The organism is Brevibacterium aurantiacum, from assembly GCF_007558825.1.
Lineage (GTDB): Bacteria > Actinomycetota > Actinomycetes > Actinomycetales > Brevibacteriaceae > Brevibacterium > Brevibacterium aurantiacum_A.
Map to the genome: position 1 here is coordinate 114,591 of NZ_VLTK01000007.1, position 21,968 is coordinate 136,558.

Here is a 21,968-nt window from a genome sequence, read left to right on the forward strand (position 1 = left end):
TCTGTGGATCACTCAGGTCCGGCTGGTTCACCGGACTTGGGAAGCTATCTGTCGGTGCGGTAGTGGGAGAGTTTGTCCTCGTTGACGGCGGTGCCGGCGCCGGGGACAGTGGGTGCGTGGATGTGTCCGTCCTTGATCTCCAGCGGGGAGGCGATGAGATCATCGCTCATATCGAGGAAGTTCGACATCTCTGCCGGGTACCTGGAGGAGTGCTCGAACGCCGCACCGAAGGTCACCGTTGCGACACTGCCCAGCTGGGTGTCGATCTGGTTGCCCATGAGCACGTCGAGCCCGAGGGCCTCGGCGTAGGACAGGATCTTCTGGGATTCCGTGAAGCCGGTCCGCGCGGTCTTGATCGACAGGGCGTTGGCTCCGCCGGTCTGGATCTCGCGAGCGGCATCGCCGAGGTTGGGCGCCGATTCGTCGGCGACGATCGGAATCGGTGAGTTCGTCACCAGCTGGCGGCGTGTGAGCACCTCGGCGGCATCATTGGGTTCTTCGAAGAAGCGAAGATCGAGATCGGCTGTGCCTGCCAGCATCTGCGCGGCCTCGGTGGCGTTCCAGCCTCGGTTCGCATCCAGGTAGAGGAGTGCCTCGGCGCCCAGAGCCTCACGCAGAGCAACGACGAGTTCGATGTCGAGGGAGACCGGACGGCGGCCGACCTTGATCTTGAACGAGCGGACTCCGTAGGTTTCCGTGAACGACAGGGCCTCGTCGACGACCGCCTGAGTGGGTGAGAAGCCGAGCATATGCGAGACCTCCAAGGAGGGGGCGAACCCGCCCAGGAGGCGGTGGACCGGGGTCGAATTCGCCTGGCCGATGAGGTCCCAGAGGGCGATGTCGACGCCGCCTTTGGCGGTCTGATTGCCGACCGTGCGATGCAGTTTGGAGTGGATCGCCGCGCGGTCGAGGGGGTCAGCGCCGATGAGTGCGTCGGAGAAGATCGTGTTGATGACGGCGATGACTGACTCGACGGTCTCACCGTAGGTGTAGGGGCGCGGCGGGATGTCAGTGGTGCCGACGAGGCCGTCATCGGTGTGGAGGCGCACGAGCACATGTTCGATGTGATGGACCTCGCCGCTGGCGAACTTCAGCGGCTTCTTCATCGGGATCCGGTAGGGCACCGTCTCCAGGTGGGTGATCTTCACGATGCGTTCTCCTTCGGTTCGGCGGGCGTGTCCACCGGATCGGTCAGCGTCTCAGCCGGATCGGTTGCTTCTTCGTCGATGACGTCGGAGGTCACCTCGGTGATGATCCGGGCCATGCGAGTGACGGTCTGGGTTTCTTCATTTGTTCGCCACGCCAGAGCGAGTTCGGTCCGAGGCGCTTCGGCGATCTCACGGAAGTGGACGCCTGGGATCTCCAGAGCGGTGGCAGTGCGGGGGACGATGGCGGGCCCCAGCCCGGCGGCGACCAGTGACATCAGAGTCGAGGTCTCCGAAGCGCGGATCGAGTAGTCGGGAGACGCCGACTGCTCGGAGAGGAACGCCGTCGTGACCGCCGACACCACGGAGTTCTCCGGGTAGCCGACCAAGGGCGTCTCGGCCAGCTCAGCGGCTGTGATCGACTCGAGGTCGTCCAGCGGGGAACCGGTCGGTACGGCCAGGATGCAGGTCTCATGTCCGAGTACCTGGTAGCTCAGCCCCTTCATCGGAGAGCTGTAGCGCAGGAGCGCGATGTCGATGCTGCGTTCGAGCAGTTGGGAGACGAGTCGGGGCGTGGTCATCTCGCCGCTGACCCCCAGCTGCAGGTTGGGCGCTGCCATGGCTGTGCGGCGCACGACCTGCGGCATCACTCCATAAGTTGTGGAGCCGGTGAAGCCGAGGCGCAGCGGGCCTTTGAGCCCGGCGCCGATGAGCTGGACCTCGGTGCCGAGGGTGTCGAGTTCGGACAGGACTCGACGGGCCTGCTCGAGGAGGTGACTTCCCGCCGAGGTCAGGGCGACCGTGCGGGTGGTCCGGTTGAGCAGGGTGGTGCCCAGCTGTCGTTCGAGCTTGCGGATCTGCTGGGAGAGATAGGGCTGAGCCAGCTTGAGGCGCTCCGCCGCCTTGCCGAAGTGGCGTTCCTCGGCAACGGTGGCGAAGTACTGCAGCTGGCGGGTCTCGAGCATCATATGGATGCACCCGCCGTGGCCGGAGCGGACTGTTCCGCCGTCAGCGTCGAGACTGCGGAGTCTTCAGCCTTCGTATGGATTCCGCGGAAGTGAGCGGCGTGGATGAAGTCGTCCATGCTCAGCGCCGCACCTCGGTGGGCGGCGATGCGCAGTGCCAGACGCAGCACCATCTTGATGTCACGGGCGGTGATGTCGACGAAGTCGCTGACCAGGCGGTCGAGGAGGTCCGCGTCGAGCTCGATGTCGTTGCCGCGAGCCATGATCTGCCAGATCTGACGGGCATCCTTGGGACTCGGGGCGTGATATTCGATGACGGCTGCGCAGCGTGCGAGGATCGCCTCGTCGACTCCGTTCATCCGATTGGTCGTGAGGAAGAGGAGCCCATCGAAGTATTCGAGGGTGCGCAGAAACTCTGCGACGATCGCGTTCTGGGTGAGATCGAGGCCGCGTTCGAGGACGAAGACATCGGCCTCGTCGAGGAGGAGCACGGCGTCCCAGCGCTTGGCCCGGTCGAAGATGACCTCGAGGTTCTTCCGCACGGCCTCGGGGGTGATGCCCAGCGATCCGGAGTGGATCGAGTACAACGGTTTGCCGATGACCTCGGCATACACCTCGGCGGTCAGAGTCTTGCCGACGCCGGGACGTCCCTTGGCGAGGATGACGTTGCCCGCGGATTTGCCGTTGATGATATCGCCGGTGAAGACGCCGATGTCCGAGGTGAGGATGGTCAGCAGCTCACGCTGTTCCTCAGGGAGGACCAGCTTGTCCTGCAGACTCGGGTCGTAGGCGTATGCATCGAGGTCGCCGGTATTGACGTCGAGGTAGTCCTGGGCGCCGAGGTCGAAGACGCGCACGGCTGTGAGCAGCGGAATCGTTCCCAGCTCGTCTTCGTCGAAGAGGACGGAGGGGGTCGATCCGCGCAGGCCGGCGATCTCATCGGGGGCGACGTCGTTGACGACCTTGCGTCCGGCACGGCGATTGGCCGCACGGTGGTCGTCGGTGCGGATCGCGCGCCCGGTGAAGATGTACTGGGAGCCGAAGCCGTGTTCGATGATCTCCTTGAACTCAGCCAGGCGGGTCGAGTATTCGTCCTTGAGCGACTGATTCTCACGGAAGGCGCCGGCAGCGGTCAGGGCCTCTTCGGGCGTCTTGCCGACGATCTCGGTGTCTTCGAAATAGAGGATGCGCGGAACTCGGGAAGGGCGCTTGACCGTCGGGTTGTCGGCCTCGAGAGTCAGTTTCACGCGCGGTCCGCGGGTCTTGTCGCCGTGTTCGACCGCGATGGTCATCACGAGGTAGGGATGGACGTAACCGTCGGATTCGCGCACGTAGAGCCAGCCGTCGATTCGTCCTGCGCGGAGGAATTCGCGCAGGATCTCGGAGGCCGAGGTGATGTCGGGGATGACCGGGTAGTCACCGCTGCGGCTTGACTGGATCGCCGCGACGGTGCGTTCGAAGGGATGGTCGCCGAGGTTGGCCGCCGTTGTCGCAAGATCGGCCAGAGCCTGGTCGGTGAGGTCGCGCTCGGGAATTCCGATCTCCTTCGAGCGCCAGTTCTGGGCCCGCGTACGGGTAGTCAGAAGGTCCGGGGACTCGGTGCCCGCGACGACCGCGGTAGGGGCAGTGAACATCGTCGTTCCTCTTCTCTGATGCTCGGGGATTCGGTGTTTCACTCGTCACACTATGCCCTTTTCGTCTTTACTTACAGAATCGATTTCGTCTCGATTGAGAAGTAGATTGCATAAGTATTGAGAAGCAGAAGGAATGAATGGATGGGAAAGTGGCGCGGAATGCCAAACCCCAGCTCGGCGAGCAAGTCCGATATTTCGGACGGAACTTGATCCAGACCACTTTCGCAAATCTCGCCAGCCGTCAGAATGGATTGTGTAGTCAGGGACGACAACGGCACTGAGGAATCAATCTCCGCACAGCCGAACCCCCGGAACCATTCCGCTCTGCCGGACACGATGACAAGGAGAGTCACATGACCACGAAGCCCGGCTTCACCCAGCACGATCCCTCACGCGTGATCCGCGCCGACCGCGGCACCGAGATCACAGCCAAGAGCTGGCAGACCGAAGCGCCCAAGCGCATGCTCATGAACAACCTCGACCCCGAGGTCGCCGAGCGTCCCGAAGACCTCGTCGTCTACGGCGGCACCGGTCGAGCGGCTCGCTCCTGGGAGGCCTACGACGCGATTGTGCGCACCCTCGATGACCTCGAGGACGATGAGACTCTTCTCGTCCAGTCGGGCAAGCCGGTCGGCGTCATGCGCACCCACGAATGGGCCCCGCGCGTACTCATCGCCAACTCCAACCTCGTCGGCGACTGGGCCAATTGGGAGCACTTCCGCGAGCTCGAGGCCGAGGGTCTCATGATGTACGGCCAGATGACCGCCGGCTCCTGGATCTACATCGCCACCCAGGGCATCCTCCAGGGCACCTATGAGACCTTCGGTGCCATCGCCGACAAGCGCTACAACGGCACCTTGGCCGGAACCCTGACGATCACCGGCGGCTGCGGCGGCATGGGCGGCGCCCAGCCACTGTCCGTGACGCTCAACGGCGGCGTCTGCCTCATCATCGATGTCGACAAGACCCGCCTCGACCGCCGCAAGTCCAAGCGCTACCTCGACGTGGTCGAGACCGATCTGGACACGGCACTCGCCAAGGCCATCGAGGCCAAGAAGAACAAGCAGGCCTTGTCCGTGGGACTCGTCGGCAACGCCGCTGAGATCCTGCCGATGATCCTCGACCGTCCAGAGGCCGCAGAGGTCGACATCGTCACCGACCAGACCTCGGCGCATGACCCGCTGTCCTACCTGCCAATCGGCGTCAGCGTCGAGGACTGGCACGAAGAGGCCGAGCAGGACGCGGAGAAGTTCACCATCCGCGCCGAGGAATCTATGGCCAAGCACGTGCGTGCCATGGTCGAGTTCCAGGACCGCGGTGCGGAGGTCTTCGACTACGGCAACTCGATCCGCGATGAAGCCCGCAAGGCCGGCTACAACCGCGCTTTCGAATTCCCCGGCTTCGTCCCCGCCTACATCCGCCCGCTCTTCTGCGAAGGACTCGGACCGTTCCGCTGGGTCGCCCTGTCCGGTGATCCCAAGGACATCGAGGTCACCGACAAGGCACTCAAGGAGCTCTTCCCCGAGAACGAGCACCTCCACACCTGGCTCGACGCCGCCAACGAGTACGTCGAGTTCGAAGGTCTCCCGGCCCGCATCTGCTGGCTCGGCTACAAGGAGCGCCAGCAGGCCGGACTGCTGTTCAACCAGCTCGTCGCCGAGGGCGCAATCTCGGCCCCGATCGTCATCGGCCGCGACCACCTCGACTCCGGCTCGGTCGCCAGCCCCTACCGTGAGACCGAATCGATGCTCGACGGCACCGACGCCGTGGCCGACTGGCCGCTGCTCAATGCCATGGTCAACACCTCATCGGGTGCCACCTGGGTGTCCATCCACCACGGCGGCGGCGTCGGCATCGGCCGCTCCATCCACGCCGGTCAGGTCTCCGTGGCCGACGGAACCGAGCTGGCTGCGAAGAAGCTCGCCCGTCTGCTGACGAACGACCCGGGCATGGGCGTCATCCGCCACGTCGACGCCGGGTACGACCGCGCTGCCGAGGTTGCCGAAGAGCGCGGCATGCGCGTTCCGATGATTCCCGAGCTCGACAAGCGCGACGAGGAGTCCGCCGCGCAGTAGTGCTCCAGGCCGCTGGTTCCGTCGGTGAGGCCACGCTCCCACGCTCAGTCCGGAACTGGTTCCCGTGACTCAAAGATATAGCTGTGGGCATAGAGGGCTGCCTCGATGTTGAGCCGATTCGATCCCAGATCCGTGCCGAGGATCGCCTCCGCCATCTCCACGCGGTACCGGATCGAGTTCTTGTGCATCGACATCGCGGCTGCCGTTGCCGTGTAGCTGAGATCGTGAAGCATATATGCCAACAACGTCGAGCGGTGCCGGGTATTGGCCGCAGAGTCCTCCGCCAGCGGTCCGAGGACGGAGCGCACCCAGTCACGGCCCGCCTCGACGTCGGTGGACAGCAGTGAGACGAGAGCCATTCCGGGTTCGTCGTGGGAGCGCAGAGGCGCTGGTGTTCGTCCGGCAAGGCACACGTTCTGGACTCGCAGGGCCTCTTGGTGAGAAAGTCGGAATCCTTGCGCCGCTGTGTGAGCGGAACCGAGCGCCAGGTGCACGGCGTCGGTGGCACTCGAGCGAAGTCGATCACGGAGGGATTCCTCGTACTGCCAGCTCTCGGGCACCGTGATCCATCCCCAGGCGGTGTCCTGGTCGCGGCTGATGATCAGGCTGGAGCGTGGGGAGCTCATTGCCGCGGCCGCGGCGTTGATGGCGGAGGTGAGTCTGCCCAGGCCATCAATGGTGTCAGGTGCCGAATGGTGGGTCCAGGCGATGACCGCCACGTGACGGGCGGTGAGACTGTAGCCCAGTGTTGCCGCGGCCGCAGCGGCGTCGACCTGCCCGCCTTCGATGATGCCTCTGACCTGGGATTCCCGTGCAGTGGTGCGGTTGGCCAGCCAGGCCTCGCGTTCCGCTTCGTAGAGGAGGGCGACCTTCTGTGACATCCAGTCGATATATTCCGAGACCTCATCGACCAGCCGCTGGAACACTGCTGAGGCCAGATCGTTCGGGAGATCGGCATCGGTGGTGATGTAGTCGTAGGCGGCCTGCAGCAGCCGTTGCTGTCCCAAGCGATAGGCCCTGACCAGGGCGTTGACTGAAATCCCACGTTGTGCCAGTCGTCTGGCGTATTCGTAGGCAGCGACCGGCGGTTCGAGGTTGTCCGGAGCGATCCCATGCCGGAGCGCATGGAAGATGGTCTCGATATTGCCTTCGATGCTCGCGCTGAGAAGGTCGAGGAGTGTGCGCTCCTCTCCGAGTTCGGCGATCCTCGTGGCCAGATAGTCGTAGACGCTCTGGGTCAGCTCCGGCACGCGCGGACTCAGCTCCGCGGAGATCCGGGAGAGCTGCGCCATCACCTCGGCGGTGGCAGGTGTGGGACCAGGCCCGTCGCCGGGCGTCCACGAAGGAGAGGCGACCATAGGAGAAGACTAGCGCGAACTTCCTGCTCTGGTGAGAAGCTCACCGAAAGCTCTGGAGATCTGTTTGTAGCTTTGACCCAAGGATGGGGAATGCTTTGACATGTGCGACCAGTGTGCTGGCCACGATGCCTGCATACGCTTGATCCATGCAGACTTCGAACAGGACCTCCGTGCCGACCAGGAACAGAACGTCGACACGTGAAGACGAAGAGGCTCGAACCGAACAGGGGGTCGCCGAGGCGGCTGTGACCTCAGCCTTCCCCGTGGCCGAACTGGTCGGGCTCCCCGCCGACCGTGCCCGCTCCGACCCTCATGGGCCCTGCCTGAGCTGGCCCGGCGGCAGCCTCGACAACGCCGAATTCGCATCCGCGGTGGCCGCGACCGCAGTCGCCATGAGGACTCAGTTCAGGATCGGTCAAGGTACGGTGGTCGGTGTGCTGCTGGACAACGTCCCCGAGATCGTCACGACGATGTTCGCCACCTGGTCCCTCGGTGCGGTCCTGACCCCGATCAACCCTGCGCTGACCAACGACGAGGTCAGTTTCCAGCTCGACGACTCCGGAGCCGTGCTCCTCATCGGAGACTCCCACGCCGAGGTGGTTGCCGACGTCCGCGGCCTCAGCTTCCTCTCCGTCGACGACGAATGCTTTCGCGGCGGTGCCGAACCGATCAGTGATCTCGCCGTTCGCGGCGGCGATGGATCACTCATCGTCTATGCCTCGCCGACGACAGGCCGGCCCAAGGGCTGCCTGCTCAGCCACTCCAACGTCTCGGCCATGGCATGGTCGACCCTCACTGGGATCGACTTCGGTGCTGATGCACGCAGCCTGCTGGTGCTGCCTCTCTTCGACTGCCGTGGGCTCCTCGCGGGCACCGTTTCATCTCTCATGTTCGGCGGCAGCGTCCATGTGCTGCCGAGCTTCGATCCGAGAACCTTCTGGGGTGTCGTCGAGGAAGAGCGTCCGACCTATTTCTCAACTGTGCCGACGATCATCTCGGCCCTTGAAGCCACGAAGAAACGGGACGTCGACGCGAGCTCCCTGCAGTTCGTCATCTGTGGGGCCGCACCGATGTCGCTCGACGTGATCACCCGGTTCGAGTCGAAGTTCGAGGTGCCCATCCTTGAAGGCTACGGTCTCTCGGAATGCTCGGCGGCGGTGACCCTCAACCGCAATGACGGCACCCGCCGCCTCGGAACCGTGGGGACGGCGCTGCCGGGAATCACCGTGGCCATCCGCAGTCCGGACGGCCGAGACCTGCCTGCAGGCGAAGTCGGCGAGGTGGTCGTCTCCGGGCTGACCGTCATGCGCGGCTTCCTCGGCCGCCCCGAGGAGACAGCCGAGATGCTCAAAGATGGCTGGCTGCATACCGGTGACCTCGGATTCCTCGACGAGGACGGATTCCTGACCCTCGTCGAATGCGTCGACAGCGTGGATGCAGCGGTATGAGTCGCCGATCACGAACTGTCCGAAATATCGGACAAATTCCTTTGATCGCACTTCAGCGGTGAGCCTGCGCGGTCCATACTGAGAGTGAACTACTCTCGATCGCGAAGGACACCCCCTTGCAGCTCATCACCGGGATCAGCGAACTCGTCGTCAATGACCTCGACACACTCGGCGCCCTGAACGTCGTTGAGGACGCCGCAGTGCTCATAGGCGGGGGGCGGATTCTGTGGTCGGGGCCGTCCGCTCAGGCGGACACCGCACTTCACGACCACCTCGGCGATGCCGATTCCACCCCCGCCGAGGTGGTCAACGACGATGACATCGAAAACGGCACCCTCACCTCGGCGAGCGCCGGTGTGGAGCTCGAAACGATCGACCTGGGCGGCAAGGCCGTCGTCCCGGGCTTCGTCGACAGCCACAACCACCTCATCTTCGCCGGCGACCGATCGGCGGAGTTCGCCGCGCGCATGGCGGGGGAGAAGTACTCTGCCGGTGGCATCGCCACGACCGTCGCGGCCACACGGGCCGCCAGCGACGAGGAGCTCGAGGCCAACCTCGTCCACCTCATGAGTCAGGCCACCCGGCAGGGCACGACGACCTTCGAGATCAAGTCCGGCTACGGTCTGACCGTCAAGGACGAAGTGCGCGCGCTGGAGATCATCAACCGCCACACCGAAGAATCCACGCTCATCGCCGCCCATGTGGTGCCGCCGGAGTTCAAAGAGAACCCCCAAGCCTACGTCGACCTCGTCATCGACGAGATCATTCCGGCCGCGATCGGCCAGGCCAAGTGGATCGACGTGTTCTGCGAAAAGGGCGCCTTCACCGAGGACCAGACGCGTCGCATCATCGAAGCAGGCAAGGCCGCGGGCATGAAACCGCGCCTGCACGCCAACCAGCTCACCGACGGGGGAGCGCTCAGGCTCGGCGCCGAACTCGGCTGCGTGTCCGTCGACCATGCGACATTCGCCTCCGATGAGGACCTCGCAGCCCTCGCCGAGGCGGGCACCGTCGTCACGCTGCTGCCGAGCATCGAATTCTCCACCCGCCAGCCCTACCCCGACGCGCGCCGCTACGTAGAGGCGGGCGTCAGCCTGGCGATCGCCACGGACTGCAACCCGGGATCGGGATTCTCCAACAGCATCCCCTTCACGATCGCCATCGGGGTTCGCGATATGCACTTCACCGTCGAACAGGCAGTTTGGGCCGTCACCGCCGGCGGCGCCAACGCCCTGCAGCGCACCGATGTCGGCCACCTCGGCGCCGGAGCTCAGGCAGACCTCGCCATCCTCGACGCGCCCAGCTACCGCCACTTGGCCTACCGGCCCGGCGTCCAACTCGTCGAACGCGTCTACCGCGGCGGCGAACTCGTCGCTGACAACAGACCACAGGTCTGAACTGCGGAGGGCCGGGCCCGGCCCTCCCGCCTCTTCACCGTCTGATGACACCACACGCACGTATAACTCACTCAACCGAAAGGTCCCAGATGTCAGTCTTCATCGATCTCGATCCCGATACCCTCACATTCGCCCAGGTGGTCGACGTCGCCCGCCACGATGCGAAGGTGGCCCTGAGCGAGACCACCCTGGCCCGCGTGAACAAATACCGCGAAGCCATCGACGCGCTCGCTCAGGCTGAGAAGCCGGTCTACGGAGTCTCCACCGGCTTCGGGGCACTGGCCCAGCGCCACATCCCCGCCGAACTGCGCACCCAGCTGCAGAAATCACTCATCCGCTCCCACGCGGCAGGCGTCGGCGAACCCGTCGAACGCGAGGTCGTGCGCGCACTCATGCTCCTTCGTGCCCGCACCCTGGCCACCGGCCGAGCGGGTGTGCGCGCCGAGGTGCTCCAGACCTACGTCGACCTCCTCAACGCCGGCATCACCCCGGTCGTCCACGAATACGGGTCGCTGGGCTGCTCCGGTGATCTCGCGCCGCTCTCTGCCTGTGCGCTCGTCGTCATGGGTGAAGGCGTGGCCGCCGGACCGGACGGAGTTGCCGGCCCCGCCGACGAAGTGCTGGCCGCGGCCGGAATCGCTCCGGTCACCCTGGCCGAGAAGGAAGGCCTGGCGCTGGTCAACGGCACCGACGGCATGCTCGGCATGCTCATCATGGCCCTGACCGATCTGGAGAACCTGCTCACCGCCGTCGACGTCTCCGCAGCCATGAGCATCGAGGGACTCTTCGGCACCGATGCCGTCTTCGCCCCCGAACTCCACTACGCCCTGCGCCCCCACGACGGCCAGTCCGCGGCGGCCGCGAACATGCTGACGTCGCTGAAGGACTCGGGCATCACCGCCAGCCACCGCGACTCGACCCACCTGGTCCAGGACGCCTACTCGATGCGCTGCGCCCCGCAGGTCAACGGCGCCGCCCGTGATGCCGTCGCCTTTGCCGCGCAGGTCGCCGAGCGCGAACTGCGTGCGGCCATCGACAATCCCGTCGTGCTCACCAACGGCATGGTCTCCTCCAACGGCAACTTCCACGGCGCGCCTCTGGCCCACGCCCTGGACTTCCTCGCCATCGTCGCCGCCGATGTCGCCTCGATGTCCGAACGCCGCACCGACCGGATGATGGACGTCACCCGTAACCAGAATCTCACCCCGTTCCTCGCCGATGACGCCGGTGTCGACTCGGGCCTGATGATCGCCCACTACACCCAGGCCGCAATGGTCTCCGAGGCCAAACGCAACGCCAGCCCCGCCTCGGTGGACTCGATCCCGTCCTCGGCCATGCAGGAAGATCACGTATCGATGGGCTGGTCGGCCGCCCGCAAGCTGCGCAAGGTCGTCGACAACCTCGCCAGCGTCGTCGGCATCGAGTTCTACGCCGCCTCTCGGGCCTGCGATATGCGCGAAGCCGCACCGGCACCGGTCACCGGTGCCGTGATCTCCGCGATCCGCGAAACCGTGCCCGGTCCCGGCCCAGACCGCTTCCTGTCTCCGGAACTGGCCGAGACGATCGCCAAGGTCAAGGACGGCTCCCTCGTCGCGGCTGCCGAGTCGGTCTCACCGCTGCAGCACACCGTCACCTCGGCTGCCGGAACCTGGTTGCCCGAAGGCGGATCACCAGCGGTCAACGACCCCGAGTTCACCGCCCTGGGCAACCTCGATGCGGCTGCCGCAGCCTCCGGCACCGACGCGGCGACGACCCATCGGGATGCAGCCGGCGTCAACGGTTCGGGCGAGGCGAACTGAGATGAGCGACGTCGTCTCCCTCCTGGCCCAGATCGAGGACACCGGCCGTGACACACGTGGTCCCGGCTACCAGCGGGCAGGGTTCTCGAACACCGAACGCGAACTCCGTGACTGGTTCCTCGCCGAGGCGGCCCGCCGGGGCCTCGACACCGAGGTCGATGACAATGGCATCACCTGGGCGTGGGCGACCGCGCCCGGTGACAACGCTGTCGTCACCGGCTCTCATCTCGACTCAGTCCCCGGCGGAGGTGCTTTCGACGGCCCCCTCGGCGTCGCCTCGGCGCTGGCGGCTTTCGACGAACTCAAGTCATCGGGAGCACTCGAGCGCGCCCAGCGGCCGCTCGCGCTCGCCGTCTTCCCCGAGGAAGAGGGCTCTCGCTTCGGAGTCGCCTGCCTCGGATCGCGCCTCATCACGGGCGCCATCGAGGCCGACCGGGCACTGGGTCTCACCGACGCCAACGGTGACACCTTCGCCGACGTTGCCCGCAGCTACGGTCTCGACCCGAACCGCATCGGCACCGACGAAGCCCGGCTGGAGAAGGTCGGATCCTTCATCGAACTCCACGTCGAGCAGGGCATCGGTCTCATCAACACCGACCAGGCAGTGGCGATCGGCTCCTCGATCATCGGCCACGGGCGCTGGCACTTCGCGTTCTCCGGCCAGGGCAACCACGCCGGCACCACCCCGATGAGCCATCGCGCGGACCCAGTCGTCGCCGGCAGTCGCGTCATCGGAGACATCCCGGTCCTCGCTGCCAGCCATGACCAGGCCGTGGCCACGGTCGGCCGTACCCTCATCCACCCGGGCGGGACCAACGTCATCGCCTCGGGCATGAGCTTCTGGCTCGACATCCGTCACGCCGATGACGGCGTCGTCAGACAAGTGCTCGAATCGATCTCGAAGCGCGCCCGCGAGCATGCCGAGGGTGTCGGCGTTGAGGTGTCGATCTCCCAGGAATCGTACTCACCGACGACGTACTTCACCGCCGAACTCAATTCCCGGCTGACCTCTGTGCTGCCCGATGCGCCGCTGCTGCCCTCGGGTGCCGGACACGATGCGGGCATCCTCGCACCGCACGTGCCCTCGGCGATGCTCTACGTGCGCAACCCGACCGGAGTCTCACACGCACCCGAAGAGGCCTGCGAGGACGATGACCAGCGCGCCGGTGTCTCCGCCCTGGTCAAGGTCCTCGAAGGGGAGCTTGGGGTGAGCGGCTCGGGTGCTGCCGAGTCTGTGGAGGCCGCATCATGAGCACGCGCTTCTGGTGCGAAACCGCCTGGGTCGACGGAGAGGTCGCCACCGGCGTCCTGCTCACTGCCGATGACACCGGCACCCTGACCTCGGTCGAGACTGGAATCGACACCCCACCCACCATCGCCGAGGTGGTTCCCGGCTTCACCCTGCCAGGTGGGGTCAACGCCCACTCGCATGCCTTCCACCGCATCCTGCGCGGTCGCACCCACGGTGACGGCGGCACCTTCTGGACCTGGCGCGAAGTCATGTACTCCGTGGCCGCGACGCTGAGCCCGGAGAACTACGAAACCGTGGCTCGTGCGGTCTTCGCGGAGATGCTCGCCGGCGGCTACACCTCGGTGGGGGAGTTCCACTACGTCCACCACGCACCCGATGGGACGCCGTACGGTTTGGGCACCGATGCTGAGTCGGGACGTCCCCGCGGGGACGTTTCGGCGCACGACGAACCCCGCACTCACGCGATGGAACGGGCGCTGGCACGAGCGGCTGCCTCGGCGGGACTGCGCATCCGACTCCTCGACACCTGCTATCTCACCGGCGGCATCGACACCGATCTCTCGGAAGAACAAGCTCGCTTCGGTGACGGGAGCATCGACGGATACATGGACCGCCACGCAGGTCTGTCCAAGGCCTTCGCCACCGAGTTCCCGGTCAATGCCCCTGGTGAGAGCTTCGTTCATGTGGGATCGGCCATCCATTCGATCCGTGCGGTCCCGGCAGCCAATCTGCCCAGATTCGCCGAACTCGAGGGACCCGTTCACGTGCACCTGTCCGAGCAGCCTACAGAGAACGACGTCTGCCAAGCCGCCTACGGCACGACACCCACGCAGGTCCTCGACCGCTCAGGTGTGGTCGCGTCGAATCTTTCGGCCGTCCACGCCACGCACCTCAGCGATGATGACATCGCGACCCTGGGAGGGGCCGAAGCAAACATCGTCATGTGCCCGTGCACGGAAGCCGACCTGGCCGACGGCATCGGCCCAGCTCGCGAACTCGCCGATGCCGGAGCGACGATCTCGATCGGCTCCGATCAGCACGTCGTCCTCGACGCTCTGCGCGAGACCCAGGGTATGGAAGCCGGGGAACGGCTGCGGTCAGGCCAGAGAGGGCGATTCTCGCCTGCCGAGCTCATCACCTCGCTGACGAAGGGTGGGGCGCGCAGCCTCGACCTGCCCGTCGGCGAACTGGCCGTGGGCAAGGCATGCGACTTCATCGCAGTGAGAACCGACAGCATTCGCACCTTCGGATCGGTGGGTGAACAGATCATCCTCTCGGCCACCTCGGCGGATGTGACTATGACTGTCAGCGGTGCCCAAGTCCGCGTCCGCGACGGCGTGCACACCGAACTCGGCGAAATCTCGGAGCTGTACCGGGCCGCGTTCGCAGCCCTTGGGATGGAGGACTGAGCTGTGGCTGAGGTTCCGGCACTGCGGCGTTCGATCGCAATTCTCAGGCATCTGGCCTCGTCGAATCGTCCGATCTCCGCCGGTGCATTGGTGCGGGCGCTGGAGATCCCGCGCTCGAGCGCCTACGAACTGCTCACCGTGCTCGAGGAGCTGGGACTCGTCGTTCGCACTGAAACCGGATATGTCCTGGGGGCTGGCGTGCACGAGCTGGGCAGCTCCTACCTGCGCACGAACCCCCTGCAGCGTCTGGCACAGCCCATCGTTCGGCAGCTGGCCGACGACACTGCTGCCACGGCTCAGCTTGCCGTCATCCGAGGTTGGGAGACCGTATACGTTCTCAAGGAGCAGTCGCTGAAATCGGTCGCGGTGATCACTGCCACCGGTGTGCGCATGCCCAGCTACCTGACGGCGACCGGGCGGGCGATACTCGCGCATCTGCCCAAGTCAGAGGTGCTGGCGATGTTCCAATCCGAGTCCGGATTCGTTACCCGCACCGGCCAGGGACCGACCACGGTCAAGGCGCTCAACGCGATCCTGGCACAGGATCGGCGGGCCGGGTGGGCGATCGAACACGGTGAGGTCACCCCGGGAATCTCAACGATCGCGGCCCCCGTCTACGACGTGCTCTCTCGTCCGATCGCGGCCATCGGACTCTCGCTCGCCGATGAGGCGCTGAACGAGGACACCGACACCGAACCACTCGTGGACAAGGTCCTCGCGGCCGCGGCCGAGGTGACCGCTAAGCTGCGGTGACGCTCAAAACAGTCGAGCGGACCACTTAGCCTCGACGGGGCAGAGTATAGCGTCCCCCGTCGAGGCTAAGTGGTCCGCTCGGTGAAGCCTGGGGTCAGGGGCCGAGCACTCGCCGCTTGCGTGCGACTTGTTCGACGATGTGATGGTCGCTGCGCAATTCCTTGTTCAACGCGATGCCGAGGACGACGGCGATGAGAGTGAAGGGAACGGCCGAGAGCATCGCCGCCTGCTGCAGCGCCTTGAGTCCGCCGACGAGCAGCAGGACAATGGCGCAGATACCGGTGAGGAACCCCCATGTGGCGATGACGGGCCGGCTCGGCTCGAAGGAGCCATTCGAGGACAGGGAACTGAGAACGAAGGTATTCGAGTCGGCGGAGGAGACGAAGAACAGGATCACCATGACGATGGTGAAGATCGACGCCAAAAGCGACAGCGGCAGCTGATCGAGCAGGCTGAAGAAGGCCGTATCGAGATTGGCCTGGGTGGCTTCGCCGATCTTTGCGCCTTCCATGTCGAGCTTGATCGCGGAGCCTCCCATGATGGTGAACCAGATGAAGAACACGGCACTGGGGACGAGGAGGACGCCGGCGACGAACTCGCGGATCGTCCGGCCCTTCGAGATCTTGGCCAGGAAGATTCCGACGAAGGCACTCCATGACAGCCACCAGGCCATCATGAAGTAGGTCCACGCGAGCATCCACTCGCTGTCCTCAGAGTTCGCCGGAGTCATGAAGCTCAACTCCAGGAAATTACCGGCGAAGGAACCGACAGAGCGCACGAACAGGTTCGCGACGAAGCCACTGGGTCCGGTGACGAAGACGAAGAGCCCGAGCAGGGTAGCCATGGTCAGGGTGATCTGCGAGACGTATCGGATGCCGCGGCTGACCCCGGTGAGCGCCGATCCTGTGAAGAGCAGCGTCAGCACGGCGATGACCAAGACCTGCAGGATGATTGTGGAATCGATGCCCAGGACGGTGTTGAGGCCCTCACCGATCTGAGAGGCTCCGAGGCCCAAGGACGTGGTCGTCCCGAAGAGAGTGGCGATGATGGTGAGGATGTCGATGAACTTGCCGACCCAACCGTCGACGAACCGTCCGAGCACCGGCCGCAGCATCGTCGACACCAAGGCTGGGCGTCCCAGCCTGTGAGTCGAATAGCCGATCGCCAGGCCGAATAGCCCGAAGATGGCCCAAGCTTGGAAACCCCAGTCGAGATAGGAGAACTGCATCGCCCGGATCGCTGCGTCCATGGTCTCAGGCTCGGCCAGACCATGGGGAGGAACCAGGAAGTGTGACATCGGTTCGGCGACGCCATAGCTGACGAGACCGATTCCCATGACTGCTGCCAGGATCATCGACAACCAGGTGACTGTGCTGTACTCGGGCCGAGAGTCTGCTGAACCGAGTCTGATGCGTCCGAAGCGGCTCGCAGCGAACCACACCAGCATGACGATCGCGCCGAAGGGGACGACCAGGTAGATCCAACCGAAGCTCGATGACACTGCGGTCATCGCCGTGGTCATGATGTCGCCGAGGCTGTCGGGTGAGATCGTGGCCCAGATGACGAAGGCGATGACGAAGGCCACCGACCAGTAGAAGACGGTGCCGACCGAGCCGCGATGCGCCGAATCTCCATCGTCGACGCTCACGATTGCACCAGACGCCTCAGACCCAGCTGATGCTGCAGATCCCGTTGACGGCTCTGAGCCGGACTCGGGCCCCGACGAGGATTCGGGAGGCGGTTCGGGTTCAGCTCCGGGGGCGGGTTCGGGTTCTGGCTCTTGGTTGTCCAGCATCGACATCGTCGTGGTCTCCACGCTCAGGACCACCTCGGCGGCGGGCATGAGCATTCTTCAGGGGGCGGTGGGGTGGGGAGGAAAGGCAAAAAGCAGGCTCCGCGAACTGTGGTGTTCGTGGAGCCGTGTAGGTGACGAGTGTATTCGCTATCGTTTGGAAAGACCGACTCGTTTCGGCACATCGGTGGAGAGTGTGACGTTTCTCGCGCCGGGGAAGTGGGGTTGATGTCGTGGAGGACTGGCGCAGTTCTCGAACCCGAGCAGGGCGATCACGCCAGCCTTTGGAGTATCTCGACTGCTTGTTCGGTCCCGCTCTCCGTCGAGATTCTCTGCGCCAGGAGTGCCGAACCGCTGCGATAGCACTCCGTCTCCACGAGGTCCGTGAAACGTTCAGCCAGAGCGCGTGCCGTGATCTTTGCCCGGGGCAGCGGTGCTGGGCCCGCGCCGAGTTCGTGGACCCGGTTGGCCCAGAACGATTGATCACCGAGGAACGGGCACACCAGGCTGGGGCGACCAGACGCCAAGCCGATTCCCGTTGTGCCGGCTCCACCGTGGTGGACGACTGCTGAAACGCGCGGAAACAGCCAGTCGTGCGGCGCCGAGTCGATGACGAGGACATCGTCGGAGCTCTCGGTGGCCACGCCTCCCCACCCGGTGGCGACGATGGCCCGGATTCCGGTCGATCTGAGCGCCCAGGTGATAGCCTCCCCTCGCTGCTCTGCGCCCTGACCGAAGCCCATGGAGCCGAATCCGATGTACATCGGTGCCTCTCCTGCGGCAAGGAAGTCCTTGAGCTCCTGAGGAGGTTCCCATGAGGCCCCGCGGCCGGTGAACCAGTAGCCGGTGACATGAGCCGTCGCTGGATAGTCGGCGGGAACGGGGACAACGTGACGCGAGTACGGGTAGAGAATGTCCAAAGGACCACCATCGGGCCGGAGCAGCGGATCCGCCCACCGCGTCAGTGACGACAGGCCCAGCTTGTGCCGAAAGTCGTTGGTGATGCCGCCGTACATGAGCGACTCGGCACGATTGAGCCCGTAGCTCCATCGGTTCAGTCGTGGCCCCAGATCCCGCGGAATGAACGGGACCGGATACGAGGAGGTCGGAGTGTAGAAAGGCAAGGGCAGCGACAGCACCGCGGGAATCCCGAGGTGCTCCGCCAGATGAGGAGCGCCGAGACATTTCGGATGGTAGACGATGATGTCCGGTTTGGTGCTGCGCACTGCCCGCAGCTGGTCATCGAGGCTGACTCGTACGCCACGAGTCATCGCCTTTGCAGCTCTCTGCAGGTCCGCGGGGCCAGCCATGCTCCCAAGCGCGTCCTGCATGACCTCGAGCATGAGCGAATTGCTGGGGATGAAGTCGACGCCGAGTGCACGGACATCATCTTCGTAGCTCCAGGCGGTGCCGATCGTTGCATCATGTCCGGCGTCTTTCAACGCCCGACCCAAGGCGATATACGGTTCGATGTCACCTTTCGTACCGAACGTCAGTATCAGTGCCTTCATGTCACCACCGTAGGGCGTGGTGCCGCTGCGGTAAACGGCTCAAGGCCACCTCTGAGATCCGGCTGGTCGGAGCCTGAGAGAGCGCCCGGACTCTCGGCGCGGCAAGTCGGGGTGACCATCGAGCGTGGACCGACTCAGATCTCGAGCGTGAGCAGGTGGTAGCTCAGGGTCTTCCCGTGTCCGTCCAGGTTAGGAGAACCGGTGACTCCGCCGCCGAGCAGCCCGGAGAGTTCGAAGCTGAAGGAGTGCAGCGTCGGCAGCTCACTGCGCGTGACGGCCTGTGCGTTGAGACCGTAGTGGGCGGCGACGCGTGCATCGCTGAGCTCCTGGTCAAGCAGGTCGTAGGCCGCCTGGTCGTGGGCGATGACTGCGAGGATGAGGGTATCGCCCTTGTCGCCGGTGCGCACCGACGCGAGTTCGTCGATCTGGGTCATGCGGGGCCTCCTTTTCGCCTTGCGGCGGAGTTCTTATCTGCGGGGTCGTTGTTCGCGGGTTCATCCGCTGCGTCGTCGACGAACTCGACGCTGACCGCTTCTTCGACGATCGACCGATCCACACTGCATGACTTCACCGCGACGACGCTGTGTACGGATTTCCGGGCACCCCCACCGCCGGCCGGACCATTGGTGTAGAGCGCCTCGACCTCATCGCCGATGATCGAGGCCTCCTGTCGGGTTGCTGCGCTTCCGACGATGCGCAGACGTACCTCGGCGGGGTCATCGACCTGCACCAGACCGCGGAATGCCGCAGCCATTCCAATGTATTCGACGAACACCGACTCAGGATCGACGTCGTAGAGCTCCTCGAGGCGTTCGAGAACGATGGCCGCCGCCAGTTCGGCACGATCCTTCGACCGGAGGCCGGAGTAGCTGAGCTGTCCTTCGCCCTGCCATCCGGAGTCGTAGCCGAGGGTGACCTTGAGGTTGCTGGGCCGGGGCGTTCCCGTCCCTCCGCTCACACGCACTCGGTCGACGCCTGCCTCCTCGAAGCTCACGTGGGAGAAGTCCGCGATGACATCGGGGGTGATGTATGCGCTGGGGTCAGCGACTTCGTAGAGGAGCTGTTCGGTGCAGGTACGTATTGTGACCTCGCCTCCCGAGCCGTCGAGTTTACTCAGGACTGCCTGCGCATCTGCGTCGACGTCGGCGAAGGGGAAACCGAGACGGGCGAGGCCGGCAACCGGCTTCGTCACCGGGTCAGCGAAATAGCCGCCTGTCACCTGACCAGCGCATTCGAGCAGATGCCCGATGACCGTGGCCCGGCCGATGAGATCGGCATCGCTGTGGTCCCAATCGAAGTAGTGTGCCAGAGCACCGACGTAGAGCGAGGGGTCCGCGACGCGTCCGGTGATGACGATGCGTGCACCAAAGTCCAGGGCTCGGCGAATCGGTTCGGCCCCCAGATAGGCATTGGCCGAAATCAACTCACCGTCCGAGGCAGAGACGGGCTGCCCGGTCTCCCAGGTGAGCGGATCCTGACTTTCGACGACGGACAGGACGTCATCACCGGCGATATAGGCCACTGGCAGGTCGATGTTCAACTCTTCGATCGCCTCGGCGACGGCCTGGGCTGCGGCTTTCGGATTGGCAGCACCGCCGTTCGTGACGATGCGGGTGCCGTTGGCGGCGCAGTGAGCGGCGACGGAGACGATGCGTTCCACCAGGCTCGGGTCGAATCCCGTGCCTTCGGCTTCCTTCTCACGTCGCTGGGCCGCGGCCACCGTCCTCTCTCCCAGGAGCTCGAAGACGAGGAAATCGAGCCTGCCGTGCTCGGCCAGAGCGATCGCAGGATCCAAGCGATCGCCGGCGAAACCGGCACCGGCGCCCACTCGGACATGGTGGGCAGGTTTGGGCGAGGACGAGAGCCCGGACAGGCTCGACGGGTTCAAGCTACCCACAGGGGGATCACTCCGATCACTAGTGCGACGATGAGCATGATGATACTGACCAGCCAGGCCCAGCCGATGAGTCCGAGGATGTGTTTGCCGATCGGTACGTTGGCCAGTCCGACGAGGAGGTAGAAGGCGCCGGTCAGAGGGCTGATGGGAAAGCCGACGGTCTCCTGTCCCAGGATGGAGGCCTGGGCGAGCAGAACCGGATCGATGCCGTAGTTCGAGCCGACGGCGGAAAGGACGGGCAGGACGCCGAAGTAGTAGGCGTCGGGGCCGAAGATCAGGCTCATGGGCACGCCCAGCACTGCGACGATGATGGGCAGGATCGGCATGATTCCGGCGGGCATGATCTGGACGGCGGAAGTGGCCATGGACTCGATCATTCCGCTCTCGTCGAGGACACCGAGGAGGACGCCGGCGGCCAGGAGGGTGCTGGCCATGAGCATGGCCGATTTCGCGCTGATGTCGAACTGCCGCGACTGATTCTCCAGACCGCGGAAGTTGATGATGAGTGCGAGGATAGTCGCGACGAGGAAGGCGATGGCCGGCGAGACGATGCCCCACATCAGCACCGCGAGGGTCGCGATCAGGAGCAGCCCGTTGACCCAGAGGGGAATGTTGCGGTGGTCCCGTGCGGCGAGCGCGTCGGACTCCACCGTCACCGAGGTGGTTTCTGCCGCATTCTTGCCGGTACCGGATGCGTCGGTGCTGACTGCATCAGCGTCGGATGAGTAGGTGGCCGCCGCAGCAGAGCCGGACCCTTCAGTGCCGGACGCGCGTGTGTCGTCGGCATCGTTGTGCATGTCAATCGCCTCGGCGAATTCGGAGGGACTGCCCTTGGCGATGCGCTTGGCTTCGCGGCTGCCGAGGAACCAGGCGATGGCAAGGGAAGCGGCGATGCCCGCGATCTGCGCAGGGATGAGCGGAGTCCATACCAGGTTCGGTTCGACGGCGACGGTCGCCGCGGCTCGTGCGGTCGGCCCTCCCCAGGGCAGCAGATTCATCGCGCCGGCTCCGAGGCCCACGCAGGCGGTCAAGGTCAGGCGGCTCATGCCCAGGCGCTGGTAGATCGGCAGCATCGCGGGAATGGTGATGAGGAAGGTCGTTGCGCCAGCGCCGTCCAGGTGGGCGACCGAGGCGAGGAGGGTCGTCGCCAGGGCGACGGTCTTCGGTGATGAACCGCCGAGGCGGACGATCCTGTCGATGATCGGGTCGAAGAACCCGACGTGGCGGAGTATGCCGAAGAAGACGATCGCGAAGACGAACATCACGACCACGCTGGCCACGCTGGTGATGCCGGCCAGAGCGAATTCGCTGACTTCGGAGGGTGAGTTGCCGGCGATGAGGGCCGCGACGATCGGGACTCCCGCCAGGGCGACGATCGGCGAGACCTTCTGCGTGAGGAGCAGAGCGAGGATCACCAGCATTGATACGTATCCAATGAGTGAAAGCACCATTGATTCCTTTCTCAGATATCGGTTTCCATGATCTATGGACATGTGAGGGTGAGTCCAATACCCATTCGCTCTACACTGATGA

16 protein-coding genes are annotated in these 21,968 nt (G+C 64.9%); 7 read left to right on the forward strand and 9 right to left on the reverse strand.

Annotated features, from left to right (window positions below):
• Positions 1-44: 44 nt before the first annotated feature.
• From FO013_RS13160 to FO013_RS13170, 3 genes are read right to left on the reverse strand one after another with little or no spacing between them, the layout of a single operon-like run.
• Positions 45-1,148, reverse strand: a complete 1,104-nt coding sequence (locus tag FO013_RS13160) for a mandelate racemase/muconate lactonizing enzyme family protein (protein WP_143923030.1) — start codon at positions 1,146-1,148, stop codon at positions 45-47.
• Entirely contained in the window at positions 1,145-2,113 is a 969-nt protein-coding gene (locus FO013_RS13165) for a LysR family transcriptional regulator (RefSeq protein ID WP_143923031.1), read from the reverse strand. The genes FO013_RS13160 and FO013_RS13165 overlap by 4 nt, the downstream gene beginning before the upstream one ends.
• The gene (locus FO013_RS13170; protein WP_143923032.1) at positions 2,110-3,744 is read right to left on the reverse strand and encodes an ATP-binding protein; all 1,635 of its coding nucleotides are present in this window, start codon (positions 3,742-3,744) and stop codon (positions 2,110-2,112) included. The genes FO013_RS13165 and FO013_RS13170 overlap by 4 nt, the downstream gene beginning before the upstream one ends.
• 353 nt (positions 3,745-4,097) lie before the next feature.
• Between FO013_RS13170 and hutU the strand changes: the two genes are divergently transcribed.
• Positions 4,098-5,819 carry a urocanate hydratase gene (gene hutU, locus FO013_RS13175; RefSeq protein ID WP_143923033.1) on the forward strand — a complete coding sequence of 574 codons (1,722 nt, stop codon included), beginning with the start codon at positions 4,098-4,100 and terminating at the stop codon, positions 5,817-5,819.
• A gap of 44 nt (positions 5,820-5,863) precedes the next feature.
• Here the strand turns inward: hutU and FO013_RS13180 are convergent, their stop codons facing one another.
• Positions 5,864-7,177, reverse strand: coding sequence for a PucR family transcriptional regulator (locus FO013_RS13180; RefSeq protein ID WP_143923034.1), 1,314 nt, complete (start codon positions 7,175-7,177; stop codon positions 5,864-5,866).
• Positions 7,178-7,323: 146 nt separating this feature from the next.
• Between FO013_RS13180 and FO013_RS13185 the strand changes: the two genes are divergently transcribed.
• The 6 genes from FO013_RS13185 to FO013_RS13210 all read left to right on the forward strand — a co-directional run bounded on the left by FO013_RS13185 (position 7,324) and on the right by FO013_RS13210 (position 15,235).
• Positions 7,324-8,625, forward strand: coding sequence for a class I adenylate-forming enzyme family protein (locus FO013_RS13185; protein WP_143923035.1), 1,302 nt, complete (start codon positions 7,324-7,326; stop codon positions 8,623-8,625).
• A gap of 116 nt (positions 8,626-8,741) precedes the next feature.
• A complete protein-coding gene (hutI, locus tag FO013_RS13190; RefSeq protein WP_143923036.1) occupies positions 8,742-10,022 on the forward strand; it encodes an imidazolonepropionase in 1,281 nt (426 codons plus the stop codon).
• An 89-nt stretch (positions 10,023-10,111) separates the two neighbouring features.
• Entirely contained in the window at positions 10,112-11,821 is a 1,710-nt protein-coding gene (gene hutH / locus FO013_RS13195; protein ID WP_143923037.1) for a histidine ammonia-lyase, read from the forward strand.
• 1 nt (position 11,822) lies between these two features.
• Entirely contained in the window at positions 11,823-13,073 is a 1,251-nt protein-coding gene (locus FO013_RS13200; RefSeq protein ID WP_143923038.1) for an allantoate amidohydrolase, read from the forward strand.
• Positions 13,070-14,482 (forward strand): formimidoylglutamate deiminase, encoded by a 1,413-nt coding sequence (locus tag FO013_RS13205; protein ID WP_143923039.1) that lies wholly within the window; start codon positions 13,070-13,072, stop codon positions 14,480-14,482. Before FO013_RS13200 ends, FO013_RS13205 begins: the two co-directional genes overlap by 4 nt.
• Positions 14,483-14,485: 3 nt before the next feature.
• Positions 14,486-15,235: an IclR family transcriptional regulator gene (locus tag FO013_RS13210; RefSeq protein ID WP_143923040.1), complete on the forward strand. Its 750-nt coding sequence runs from the start codon at positions 14,486-14,488 to the stop codon at positions 15,233-15,235.
• 94 nt (positions 15,236-15,329) lie between these two features.
• On the opposite strand, the gene FO013_RS13215 is transcribed toward FO013_RS13210, so the two are convergent.
• From FO013_RS13215 to FO013_RS13235, 5 genes are all read right to left on the reverse strand, one after another.
• Complete coding sequence (locus tag FO013_RS13215; protein WP_260848138.1) at positions 15,330-17,078, reverse strand: BCCT family transporter; 1,749 nt, start codon at positions 17,076-17,078, stop codon at positions 15,330-15,332.
• Positions 17,079-17,299: 221 nt separating this feature from the next.
• Positions 17,300-18,538, reverse strand: coding sequence for a glycosyltransferase (locus FO013_RS13220; protein ID WP_143923041.1), 1,239 nt, complete (start codon positions 18,536-18,538; stop codon positions 17,300-17,302).
• Positions 18,539-18,672: 134 nt separating this feature from the next.
• A complete protein-coding gene (locus tag FO013_RS13225; protein WP_143923042.1) occupies positions 18,673-18,972 on the reverse strand; it encodes an AtuA-related protein in 300 nt (99 codons plus the stop codon).
• Positions 18,969-20,435, reverse strand: a complete 1,467-nt coding sequence (locus FO013_RS13230) for an acyclic terpene utilization AtuA family protein (RefSeq protein WP_260848139.1) — start codon at positions 20,433-20,435, stop codon at positions 18,969-18,971. The genes FO013_RS13225 and FO013_RS13230 overlap by 4 nt, the downstream gene beginning before the upstream one ends.
• The gene (locus FO013_RS13235) at positions 20,423-21,883 is read right to left on the reverse strand and encodes a CitMHS family transporter (RefSeq protein WP_143923043.1); all 1,461 of its coding nucleotides are present in this window, start codon (positions 21,881-21,883) and stop codon (positions 20,423-20,425) included. Before FO013_RS13235 ends, FO013_RS13230 begins: the two co-directional genes overlap by 13 nt.
• Positions 21,884-21,968 lie beyond the last annotated feature (85 nt).

What these genes read in the sequence shown, in the direction of transcription:
- FO013_RS13180 (WP_143923034.1), bottom strand. Translation starts at nt 7,177, where the DNA reads ATGGTCGCCTCTCCTTCGTGGACGCCCGGCGACGGGCCTGGTCCCACA.
- FO013_RS13220 (WP_143923041.1), bottom strand. Translation starts at nt 18,538, where the DNA reads ATGAAGGCACTGATACTGACGTTCGGTACGAAAGGTGACATCGAACCG.
- hutH (WP_143923037.1), top strand. Translation starts at nt 10,112, where the DNA reads ATGTCAGTCTTCATCGATCTCGATCCCGATACCCTCACATTCGCCCAG.
- hutU (WP_143923033.1), top strand. Translation starts at nt 4,098, where the DNA reads ATGACCACGAAGCCCGGCTTCACCCAGCACGATCCCTCACGCGTGATC.
- FO013_RS13170 (WP_143923032.1), bottom strand. Translation starts at nt 3,744, where the DNA reads ATGTTCACTGCCCCTACCGCGGTCGTCGCGGGCACCGAGTCCCCGGAC.
- FO013_RS13200 (WP_143923038.1), top strand. Translation starts at nt 11,823, where the DNA reads ATGAGCGACGTCGTCTCCCTCCTGGCCCAGATCGAGGACACCGGCCGT.
- FO013_RS13165 (WP_143923031.1), bottom strand. Translation starts at nt 2,113, where the DNA reads ATGATGCTCGAGACCCGCCAGCTGCAGTACTTCGCCACCGTTGCCGAG.
- FO013_RS13225 (WP_143923042.1), bottom strand. Translation starts at nt 18,972, where the DNA reads ATGACCCAGATCGACGAACTCGCGTCGGTGCGCACCGGCGACAAGGGC.
- FO013_RS13215 (WP_260848138.1), bottom strand. Translation starts at nt 17,078, where the DNA reads ATGCCCGCCGCCGAGGTGGTCCTGAGCGTGGAGACCACGACGATGTCG.
- FO013_RS13205 (WP_143923039.1), top strand. Translation starts at nt 13,070, where the DNA reads ATGAGCACGCGCTTCTGGTGCGAAACCGCCTGGGTCGACGGAGAGGTC.
- FO013_RS13185 (WP_143923035.1), top strand. Translation starts at nt 7,324, where the DNA reads ATGCAGACTTCGAACAGGACCTCCGTGCCGACCAGGAACAGAACGTCG.